At 56.2% G+C, this 10610-nt stretch carries 9 protein-coding genes and 4 tRNA genes; all 13 read left to right on the top strand.

From position 1 onward, the window contains the following. Window positions 1-394 precede the first annotated feature (394 nt). The 13 genes from FVV99_RS16850 (at window position 395) to rpoB (ending at window position 10574) form a co-directional block, all read left to right on the top strand. Window positions 395-1375 carry a biotin--[acetyl-CoA-carboxylase] ligase gene (locus FVV99_RS16850; RefSeq protein ID WP_148255293.1) on the top strand — a complete coding sequence of 327 codons (981 nt, stop codon included), beginning with the start codon at window positions 395-397 and terminating at the stop codon, window positions 1373-1375. Then, window positions 1372-2211: a type III pantothenate kinase gene (locus FVV99_RS16845; protein WP_148255292.1), complete on the top strand. Its 840-nt coding sequence runs from the start codon at window positions 1372-1374 to the stop codon at window positions 2209-2211. The genes FVV99_RS16850 and FVV99_RS16845 overlap by 4 nt, the downstream gene beginning before the upstream one ends. A gap of 118 nt (window positions 2212-2329) precedes the next feature. Continuing rightward, window positions 2330-2413: transfer RNA gene (locus FVV99_RS16840), tRNA-Tyr, on the top strand. 46 nt (window positions 2414-2459) lie between these two features. Then, a tRNA-Gly gene (locus FVV99_RS16835) sits at window positions 2460-2533 on the top strand. A gap of 21 nt (window positions 2534-2554) precedes the next feature. Further along, a tRNA-Thr gene (locus FVV99_RS16830) sits at window positions 2555-2629 on the top strand. Between the two features lie 130 nt (window positions 2630-2759). Beyond that, window positions 2760-2835: transfer RNA gene (locus FVV99_RS16825), tRNA-Trp, on the top strand. Window positions 2836-2906: 71 nt separating this feature from the next. Next, window positions 2907-3275, top strand: a complete 369-nt coding sequence (gene secE / locus FVV99_RS16820) for a preprotein translocase subunit SecE (protein WP_148255291.1) — start codon at window positions 2907-2909, stop codon at window positions 3273-3275. Between the two features lie 8 nt (window positions 3276-3283). Then, window positions 3284-3817: a transcription termination/antitermination protein NusG gene (gene nusG, locus FVV99_RS16815; protein ID WP_148255290.1), complete on the top strand. Its 534-nt coding sequence runs from the start codon at window positions 3284-3286 to the stop codon at window positions 3815-3817. A 99-nt stretch (window positions 3818-3916) separates the two neighbouring features. Continuing rightward, on the top strand, window positions 3917-4348 hold the full coding sequence (gene rplK / locus FVV99_RS16810; RefSeq protein WP_148255289.1) for a 50S ribosomal protein L11: 432 nt from the start codon (window positions 3917-3919) through the stop codon (window positions 4346-4348). Between the two features lie 2 nt (window positions 4349-4350). Beyond that, window positions 4351-5043: a 50S ribosomal protein L1 gene (gene rplA / locus FVV99_RS16805; protein WP_148255288.1), complete on the top strand. Its 693-nt coding sequence runs from the start codon at window positions 4351-4353 to the stop codon at window positions 5041-5043. 255 nt (window positions 5044-5298) lie between these two features. After that, window positions 5299-5802: a 50S ribosomal protein L10 gene (rplJ, locus tag FVV99_RS16800; RefSeq protein WP_148255287.1), complete on the top strand. Its 504-nt coding sequence runs from the start codon at window positions 5299-5301 to the stop codon at window positions 5800-5802. Between the two features lie 81 nt (window positions 5803-5883). Beyond that, window positions 5884-6258 carry a 50S ribosomal protein L7/L12 gene (gene rplL / locus FVV99_RS16795; protein ID WP_148255286.1) on the top strand — a complete coding sequence of 125 codons (375 nt, stop codon included), beginning with the start codon at window positions 5884-5886 and terminating at the stop codon, window positions 6256-6258. 239 nt (window positions 6259-6497) lie between these two features. Then, on the top strand, window positions 6498-10574 hold the full coding sequence (rpoB, locus tag FVV99_RS16790; RefSeq protein ID WP_148255285.1) for a DNA-directed RNA polymerase subunit beta: 4077 nt from the start codon (window positions 6498-6500) through the stop codon (window positions 10572-10574). The last annotated feature ends 36 nt before the right edge of the window (window positions 10575-10610 follow it).

Below are 10610 nucleotides of genomic sequence, written 5' to 3'. Positions count from 1 at the left end.
TCAGTCGTGAAACCGCTCAGCGCCGATGGTAGTGTGGGGCTTCCCCATGCGAGAGTAGGTCATCGTCAGGCCCTTATCGAAACAAGCCCCGGCCATTGGGTCGGGGCTTCGATGTTTGGGGGCCTCCCCATGGAGAGTAGCGGAGCGCCGCCCGGGTCATCGTCAGGCCCTTACATGCAAAATCCCCCGGCCCAAGCCCGGGGGATTTTTTTATGTCGGTACGCTGCGCCTTCATCGCCTATGTCGGCGGCTCGGGCGATGGCCGGGTAACAGCACTCCTGCGTGCCTCTCCGAGAGGGGATGGTCCATGCTTGCCTTCCACTTTGGTCGCTGACGTTTCCTGCCCATCGATGCATCCGCTAGAATGGCGTTTTTCTCGCCTGGGGGCGGAGTCATGATGATTGGCGATCTGATACGCCTGATGAGCGATGGGAACTACCATTCGGGGGAGGAACTGGGAGAACATCTCGGTGTGTCTCGAACGGCTGTCTGGAAGCAGCTGAAAAAACTCGAAGCGTTAGACATCCCGCTCGAAGCGGTTAAGGGGCTCGGTTATCGCTTGGCTGAACGGCTCGAGTTGCTGGATGGAACCGCTATCATCGCCCAGTTGCCAACTGAAACACGTCATCAGTTGCAGCATTTGTTTGTCGAAGAAGCGCTGCCGTCGACGAATCAGTATGTACGTGACCGCTTCGTGGCCGGTGCCGGACACGCAGAAGCCTGTATAGCAGAGTCACAAAGTGCTGGGCGTGGGCGCCGCGGGCGGGCCTGGATGTGTCCCTGGGGGCGTGGATTACTGTTGTCGTTGGGGTGGCGTTTCGAAGGTGGGGCCAATAGCCTGGAGGGCTTGAGCTTGGCGGTGAGCGTGGCCGTCTCCCAGGTCTTGGAGCGCCATGGGCTCGTGGTCGGCCTCAAGTGGCCTAACGATATCTTGATTGACCAGGGTGGAACCCGACATAAACTGGCGGGCATTTTGCTGGAAGTGAGTGGGGACCTCTCGGGTCCATGTGACGTTGTCATTGGGCTCGGGCTCAATGTGTCCTTGCCAGAGGGGTTGCGTGCAGGTATGGGGCAGCCCGTTGCAGCCGTCCATGATCAGGCACCGGAGGTTAGCCGCAACCAACTGGTGGCTGAGTTGCTCGTCGCGTTGTTTCAGCTCTTGCCTCGCTTTGACCAGGAAGGATTCGAGCCTTGGCGTCAGGCATGGAACCGCAGGCATGCCCATACGGGCTGTGAGGTCGAAGTCAGTCAGGGTAATATTCACTATTTTGGCGTTGCTGAAGAGGTCGATGTGTCCGGGTGCTTGCTGGTCAGGCGTGGAGAGTCTGTCGAAAAGCTGGCTGGTGGTGAAGTCAGCGTGCGTGGTCACCCATGATTCTGGATCTTGATATAGGCAACACACTGTCCAAGTGGCGTCTCAAGGATACGGCAAGTAGCGAAATACGTTCACGAGGCGCTGTGTGGACGCGTGAGGCGTGGCGACCTGGTGAGGATATTCCCGACCTGGATGTCGTCGAGGCTGTGCGTATTTCTAGTGTAGCGAGGGCCTCGGTACTGCATGAGACAGTCTCCTTGCTCAGGCGTCAGGTTGGCATGGTTCATGTCGCTCGATCATCAGCCGAGTCATTGGGAGTCAGTAATGGCTACCGTGAGCCCGGGCGTTTGGGAGTGGATCGTTGGATGGGGACGCTCGCAGGCTATCAATTGGCAGGAGCGTGCTGCTGCGTCGATTGTGGTAGCGCGATCACTATCGACTTCGTCTTACCCGGTGGTCGACACTTGGGTGGGTATATCTTGCCTGGCTTGAGGTTGATGAAAGAGAGCTTGCAGCTGGGGACTCGTAATGTTGCTATCGATCCCGATAGTGAAGCAGATGAGTTGCTAGCGCCCGGTAAGGATACGGTGGAAGCAGTTAATCATGGCATATTCATGGCGGCAGTGAGTGCCGTGAATCGGATCTATAGCGAGGTTTGTGATCGCGAGGGTGTTGCTCTTCCCATGCTGATGACGGGGGGGGACGCTCGTGTCGTCTCGCGGGGCATGCGGGTTCCGCATGCTGTGTGGCCGGATATGGTCTATGGTGGGCTTGAAGCCTGCTTTCCGCTGACTGTGTCAGAGCGTGCAGGCAAGATGTCTGGTGCACCGCATGTTCCCTTGCCAGCCGCGTTGGAGAAAATTCGTGCCGGACTTGCGTTCTCGATTTTCCTTTGACACAATGCGGCGCGTTCCACAGCAGGGCAGCTCGCAAGGTTGTCTGTCTTCAAAGTCAAGTTATTGAAAGTAAATGCTTGACACTGCTGAAAAGGTCGGTAGAATCTTCCGGCCAGCTGGAGGGGTTCCCGAGTGGTCAAAGGGAGCAGACTGTAAATCTGCCGCGAAAGCTTCGAAGGTTCGAATCCTTCCCCCTCCACCAGTTTTTGCCGACACGTCTTGTGTAGTGCGGTTGCAAGAGCGGGTAAGCGGGTATAGTTCAATGGTAGAACCTCAGCCTTCCAAGCTGATGATGCGGGTTCGATCCCCGCTACCCGCTCCATCATGCTTTTTGTATCGTTGTGCTCATGTAGCTCAGGGGTAGAGCACACCCTTGGTAAGGGTGAGGTCGACGGTTCAAATCCGTCCATGAGCTCCATTGTTGTTTGGTGAGCTTGCGGCTTGCCGGCGCGTTGTTTCAAGAGCGGTGTTGGTTTTGAGGGGTTGCTTGCTGAAGCCTCATTGACTAACATAATGCCCTCGCTGGCAGTCTATGTAGCAGCAAATACAGGCCAGTAGCTCAATTGGCAGAGCAGCGGTCTCCAAAACCGCAGGTTGGGGGTTCGATTCCCTCCTGGCCTGCCAGTCTTCCCCAGACTGGATTTATCTTTTATACTATCTTGTTCGATCGCCGTACCCTGAGGAGTCTCGTTTTCATGAAACAAAACGCCGAGGTGCAAGCTTCGCGCTACGACGGGCTCAAATGGACGGTGGTTACCGTATTGGTCGTTGCCGCTGTCGTCGGGAATTCTTATTTTTCTGATCAAGCGATGTTGTATCGCGTGCTTGGTGTGGTGGTTCTTTGTGCACTGGCTGGCGTGGTGGGGTTAACCACAACGAAGGGGCGTGAACTGCTTGAACTGGCACGGGGTGCACGCAAAGAAATTCAGCGTGTCGTTTGGCCCTCTCGCCAGGAGACGATTCAAACTACAGCCATCGTGCTAGTAGCCGTTGCGCTCGTCGGCCTCATGCTTTGGCTGATCGATACCCTTCTTGGCTGGGCCATGTCCGGCGTCATTGGTTAGGAGACCCCATGTCCAAGCGTTGGTATGTCGTGCATGCATACTCCGGTTTCGAGAAGCATGTCATGCGTTCCTTGGGTGAGCGTGTAAAGATGTATGGCATGGAGGATCGTTTCGGCGAGATCCTGGTGCCTACCGAAGAAGTGGTTGAAATGCGCGACGGCAAGCGTCGCAAGAGTGAGCGCAAATTCTATCCCGGCTATGTTCTGGTCGAGATGGAGATGGATGATGCGACTTGGCATCTGGTGAATGAGACCCCTCGTGTCATGGGCTTCATTGGTGGCACTAAAGAAAAGCCGGCTCCCATTGCCCAGCAAGAGGCGGAGGCGATTCTACGCCGGGTCCAAGACGGCAGTGACAAGCCGCGCCCCAAGACAGTCTTCGAACCTGGGCAATCGGTGCGAGTCGTCGATGGCCCCTTTGCCGATTTCAATGGCGTAGTGGAAGAAGTCAACTACGACAAGAACCGGTTGCAAGTGAGTGTGCTCATCTTTGGTCGTTCGACACCGGTCGAGCTGGAGTTCGCTCAGGTCGAGAAAGAGTGACAGTCAGCGCCAGTTGAACTGGCATGTCTGATTTAAGCCGTGTCAGCGGCATTTGATACAGGGGAGCCGAAAGGCGTTACTACCCAACTGGAGTGAATCATGGCGAAGAAAGTTCAGGCTTATATCAAGCTGCAGGTGGCAGCTGGTAAAGCCAATCCAAGTCCCCCCGTCGGCCCTGCACTGGGTCAGCACGGCGTTAATATCATGGAGTTCTGCAAGGCATTCAATGCCGAGACTCAGGACGTGGAGCCGGGGTTGCCGACGCCGGTGGTGATTACCGTCTATTCCGATCGCAGCTTTACTTTCATCACCAAGACGCCGCCCGCTGCTGTCTTGCTGAAGAAAGCGGCAGGCATCAAGTCCGGCTCTGGTGAGCCGAACAAGAACAAGGTCGGTACTGTGACGCGTGAGCAGCTCGAGGAAATCGCCAAGGCCAAAGAGCCTGATCTGACGGCTGCCGATCTTGACGCCGCTGTTCGGACCATCGCCGGTAGTGCCCGCAGTATGGGCCTGAATGTGGAGGGCCTCTGATCATGGCGAAACTGAGTAAGCGTGCCAAGCAGATCCAGGAGAAAGTTGACTCCAATAAGGTCTACTCGCTTGATGAAGCGGTCTCTTTGCTGTCGGAATTGTCCACTGTCAAGTTTAATGAGTCGCTGGACGTTGCCATCAACCTGGGAGTCGACCCGCGTAAATCGGACCAGATGGTTCGTGGGGCGACTGTGATGCCCAATGGTACCGGGAAAGACGTGCGTGTTGCTGTCTTTACACAAGGCGCCAATGCGGATGCAGCCAAGGAAGCCGGCGCTGATATCGTTGGCATGGATGAACTGGCTGAAGATGTCAAAAAAGGTCAGCTTGATTTCGACGTCGTCATTGCGTCTCCCGATGCCATGCGAGTGGTCGGGCAGCTCGGGCAGATTCTGGGGCCCCGTGGTTTGATGCCGAACCCCAAGGTTGGCACTGTAACGCCGGATGTCGCTACGGCAGTTAAGAACGCGAAGGCGGGTCAGGTACGTTTCCGTACCGACAAGAATGGCATCATTCATACCACGCTCGGTAAAGTGGATTTCGATACCGATGCCATTAGGGGCAATCTGGAAGCACTTGTGGGTGATCTCAAGAAACTGAAACCCAGTACTTCCAAAGGCGTTTATCTCAAGAAAATGACCCTCTCCTCGACGATGGGGCCAGGGTTGACGATTGACCATTCCGCATTCGTGTAAGGCGGACGGGTCGATAGCAACGAAGCAAGAAACTTTGCGGTCCCCTTGCCATCCGGCCGGGGCACCGTCAAAGACCGCAGGCGCCGTCTGTTGTCGGCTTAATGTTCCTCAAATGGATGCCTGCGCAGATGGTGTGGCCGCCAGTGTGCTGGTGAGCACCATCACCCAAGCTCTCTTTGCCCGCTGGTAAAGAGAAGACGGTAACTACCGGGCGTGCATGTCACATGCAAGGCTCGGCATGAAGGAGTGATCACAGTGGCACTAGCTCTCGAAGGCAAGAAGGCAATCGTTGCCGAGGTCAATGAGACTGCCAAGGATGCTCTCTCCGTCGTAGTCGCCGATTCTCGCGGAGTGGATGTTGCTGCAATGACGACGTTGCGCAAACAAGCTCGCGAGAATGGTGTGCAGCTTCGTGTTGTCCGCAATACGTTGGCACGCCGTGCGCTGACAGGTACTCCTTGGGAGTGCTTGAACGAAACATTCGTGGGCCCGACTCTTTTGGCGTTCTCGACGGATCATCCGGGTGCTGCAGCTCGTTTGTTCAAGGAGTTTGCCAAGACGGAAAAAGAGTTCGAGGTCAAGGCGCTGGCATACGAAGGCGAGTTCATCCCAGCGGCAGAGCTTGATCGTCTAGCAACGTTGCCGACGTACGATGAGGCGATATCCAAGTTGATGTCAGTCATGAAGGAAGCTTCGGCTGGCAAGCTGGTTCGTACTCTCGCGGCCCTGCGCGATCAGAAGCAGGAAGAAGCCGCATAACGGTCGGCATACTAATCGTACATTGTTACAACGAGCGCCTAACCGAATGGATGGGGCTCCGCAAAGTTCAGGAATCGTAAAATGGCACTTAGCAAAGAAGATATCATCAATGCCGTCGCCGACATGTCCGTGATGGAAGTCGCTGAACTGATCGAGGCGATGGAAGAGAAGTTCGGCGTATCGGCTGCTGCAGCCGTGGTCGCAGGCCCAGGTGGTGGTGGTGAAGCCGAGGCCGAGGAAGAGCAGACCGAATTCGATCTGGTTCTGACCTCGCCTGGTGACAAGAAAGTCAACGTGATCAAGGTGGTACGGGAGATCACCGGTCTGGGTCTGAAGGAAGCCAAAGGCGCTGTCGATGGGGTTCCGGCTACCTTGAAAGAAAGTATGTCCAAGGAAGATGCCGACGAAGCCAAGCAAAAACTGGAAGATGCCGGCGCGACTGTGGAGCTCAAGTAACTCCTTGTTGTCCATGGCTTTACGCGCGGCGTGAGCTTCCGTGGCTGGTGGCGGCTTGTCCGCTGCCGGCCTTTTTCTGTTGTTACTGGTTGGTGCCGTCATGATGTGATGATGGTGCCGCCAGATGAGTTGCGACGGTGGGTCATGTCAGGCTTGCCGTCAGCGCCCGGCGAAGAACCCTTCGTCGGGTGTCGCCGACATGCATCGGTCACCCATGGTGAACAAGCTGGGGAATACAGATGGCTTACTCATACACTGAGAAAAAACGCATCCGCAAGGATTTTGGCAAACTGCCCCAAGTGATGGATGTGCCTTACCTGCTGGCCATTCAGCTTGATTCCTACTACGACTTTCTCCAGCAGGATCGCGCGCCGGAAGAGCGTATGGAACTGGGGCTCCATGCCGCCTTCAAGTCCGTATTCCCGATCGAGAGCTTTTCTGGTAATGCGGCTCTCGAATATGTCAGCTATCGCTTCGGCACTCCGGCGTTCGACGTCAAGGAGTGTCAGTTGCGCGGTGTCACCTATTCTGCTCCCTTGCGTGTCAAGGTTCGCCTGATCATTTATGACAAGGAGTCATCGAATAAGGCGATCAAGGATATCAAGGAGCAGGAAGTCTACATGGGGGAAATTCCCCTGATGACTGAGAATGGTACCTTCGTCGTCAACGGTACCGAGCGTGTCATCGTCTCTCAGCTCCACCGCAGTCCCGGCGCCTTTTTCGATCATGACAAGGGTAAGAGTCATTCGTCGGGCAAGCTCCTCTATTCGGCCCGAGTCATTCCTTATCGTGGTTCCTGGTTGGACTTTGAGTTCGATCCCAAAGATAACGTTTTCGTCCGCATCGACCGTCGGCGCAAACTGCCGGCAACCGTGTTGCTGCGTGCCTTGGGGATGGAAGCCGAAGAGATCCTCGATACGTTTTTCGAGACGAGTGTATTCCATATCGAGCCGTCAGGTTTTTCGGTGGAACTGGTTCCATCGCGCCTGCGTGGTGAAACGGCAACGTTCGATATCAAGGATGTCGACGGTAGCGTCATCGTCGAGGAAGGTCGTCGGATCACCCAGAAGCATATCCGGCAGATGGAAAAATCCGGCCTGGAGCGCCTGGAGGTACCGATGGAGTATCTCTTCGGCAAAACGCTGGCCAAGCGGCAGGTGGCACCTAACACGGGTGAATTGATCTGCGAGTGCAACACGGAGATCACTCCCGACTTGCTCGAGAAGCTGGCCAAAGCCGGGATCACCACGCTTGAAACACTCTATACGAACGATCTGGACTGTGGTCCCTTCATCTCTGAAACCCTCAAGCTGGATACGACACAGACACAGCTTGAGGCGTTGGTCGAGATCTATCGGATGATGCGTCCCGGCGAGCCGCCGACCAAAGAGGCTGCCGAGACCCTGTTCAATAACTTGTTCTTCACCGAAGATCGCTATGATTTGTCCGGTGTCGGTCGGATGAAGTTCAACCGCCGCTTGCGTCGTGATAGCGATACCGGCTCTGGCGTGCTCGATAATCAGGACATTGTCGATGTCCTGAAAGAGTTGATCGCTATTCGTAATGGCTTTGGCGATGTCGATGACATTGACCATCTGGGCAACCGGCGTATCCGCTGTGTCGGTGAAATGGCGGAAAATCAGTTCCGAGTCGGGTTGGTGCGCGTCGAGCGTGCCGTCAAGGAACGTCTCTCCATGGCGGAGAGCGAAGGTTTGATGCCGCAGGACCTGATCAACGCCAAGCCGGTAGCGGCCGCGGTCAAGGAATTCTTTGGTTCCAGTCAGTTATCGCAGTTCATGGATCAGAACAATCCGCTCTCCGAGGTGACACACAAGCGCCGTGTGTCTGCCTTGGGGCCGGGCGGGTTGACGCGCGAGCGGGCCGGCTTCGAGGTGCGCGACGTACACGCGACTCACTACGGTCGCCTGTGCCCGATCGAGACACCGGAAGGTCCCAATATCGGCCTGATCAACTCGTTGGCCACCTATAGCCACACCAATAGCTACGGTTTCCTCGAGACACCGTACCGCAAGGTGGTGGATCGTCAGGTGACCGATGAGGTGATCCACCTTTCTGCGATCGAAGAAGGCGATTACATCATCGCTCAGGCGTCTGCCACGGTCGATGAAGGGAACAAGTTGGTCGATGATCTTGTGCAGGTCCGTCACAAGGGTGAAACGACGTTCATGGCACCGGACAAGGTGACGTTGATGGACGTGTCGCCACGGCAGGTGGTTTCCGTGGCAGCAGCACTGGTGCCGTTCTTGGAGCACGACGATGCCAACCGCGCATTGATGGGCGCCAACATGCAGCGTCAGGCGGTCCCCAGCCTTCGTGCCGATAAACCGCTCGTGGGTACGGGAATGGAGCGTTTCGTTGCACGTGACTCGGGGGTCTGCGCAGTGGCTCGTCGTGGCGGTGTGATCGACTCCGTCGATGCCAAGCGGATCGTCGTGAGGATTAATGAAGATGAGATCATTGGCGGTGAAGCTGGCGTCGATATCTATAACCTCACCAAGTATCTGCGTTCGAACCAGAATACTTGCATGAACCAGCGCCCGATAGTACGCCCTGGCGATGTCGTTGCCCGCGGAGATATCCTTGCCGACGGGCCCTCTGTCGATATGGGTGACTTGGCACTTGGGCAGAACATGCGTATCGCATTCATGCCTTGGAACGGTTACAACTTCGAGGATTCGATTCTGCTTTCGGAGCGCGTCTCACAAGAAGATCGCTTCACCACGGTACATATTCAGGAACTGACGTGCGTATGCCGTGATACCAAGCTTGGCTCTGAAGAAATCACGTCCGATATTCCGAATGTGGGTGAATCGGCGCTGTCCAAGCTTGATGAGGCGGGCGTGGTCTATATCGGCGCAGAAGTCGGCCCGGGCGATATCCTGGTGGGCAAGGTGACGCCTAAAGGGGAAACCCAGTTGACGCCGGAAGAGAAACTGCTGCGAGCCATCTTCGGTGAAAAGGCATCTGACGTTAAGGATACGTCGCAGCGCGTCGCCACGGGTATGTATGGCACCATCATCGATGTCCAGATATTCACGCGTGATGGTGTCGACAAGGACTCTCGTGCGTTGTCCATCGAGCAGACGCAACTCGATGAGGTTCGCAAGGACCTGCAGGAGACCTATCGGATTGCAGAAGATGCCACTTTCGAGCGTCTCAAGCGCTCGCTTGCCGGCCAGGCCGTTAATGGTGGTCCCAAGCTCAAGAAGGGCGATGTCCTGAGTGACGACTACCTTGAAGAACTGCCGAGGCAGCAATGGTTCAAGCTGCGCATGCAGGATGAGTCTCTCAATGAGCTGCTGGCTCAGGCGGATGAACAACTCGAGAATCGCCGCAAGGAGATGGATGAGCGTTTCGAAGACAAGAAGCGCAAGTTGACCCAGGGAGACGATCTGGCGCCCGGCGTCCTCAAGATCGTCAAGGTCTATATGGCTGTCAAGCGCCGTGTCCAGCCGGGTGACAAACTTGCAGGCCGTCACGGTAACAAGGGTGTGATTTCAGCTATCATGCCGGTCGAGGACATGCCTTTCGATGCAGATGGCGAGCCAGTCGATGTGGTACTCAACCCCTTGGGTGTGCCGTCCCGCATGAACGTCGGGCAGGTACTCGAAACCCACTTGGGGATGGCCGCCAGAGGACTGGGTATCAAGCTCGACGCAATGCTGCGCGAGGCCCGCGAACAGCAGGTGGCCGAAATCCGGGACTTCCTTGGCGAGGTCTATAATACCCAAGGGGCCCGTCCAGAGGACCTTGACTCACTGACGGATGACGAGGTCATTGCCTTGGCCAAGAACCTGCGTGGTGGTGTGCCGATGGCGACGCCGGTGTTCGATGGTGCCAAAGAGCATGAGATCAAGCACTTGCTCAAGCTCGCTGACCTGCCGGAGTCAGGACAGATGGCGCTTTACGACGGTCGTACCGGTGAAGCCTTCGATCGACCGGTCACTGTCGGCTACATGTACATTCTCAAGCTCAACCACTTGGTCGATGACAAGATGCATGCGCGCTCCACTGGTTCCTACTCCTTGGTCACCCAGCAGCCGTTGGGTGGCAAGGCGCAGTTCGGTGGTCAGCGCTTCGGCGAAATGGAGGTCTGGGCACTGGAGGCTTACGGTGCCGCATACACGCTGCAAGAAATGCTGACGGTCAAGTCTGACGATGTCGAAGGGCGAACGAAGATGTACAAGAGCATCGTCGACGGCGATCACAGCATGCAAGCGGGTATGCCGGAATCCTTCAATGTCCTTGTGAAAGAGATTCGTTCGCTGGGTATCGATATCGAGTTGGAAAGCTGAGCGCATCGATAGCGGCAAGCAGTACTCGACAATGAC

This window comes from Aidingimonas lacisalsi (genome assembly GCF_008079445.1).
Lineage (GTDB): Bacteria > Pseudomonadota > Gammaproteobacteria > Pseudomonadales > Halomonadaceae > Aidingimonas > Aidingimonas lacisalsi.
The sequence above is the reverse complement of the archived record's forward strand: the minus strand, read 5'-3'. Positions and strand labels throughout refer to the sequence as shown.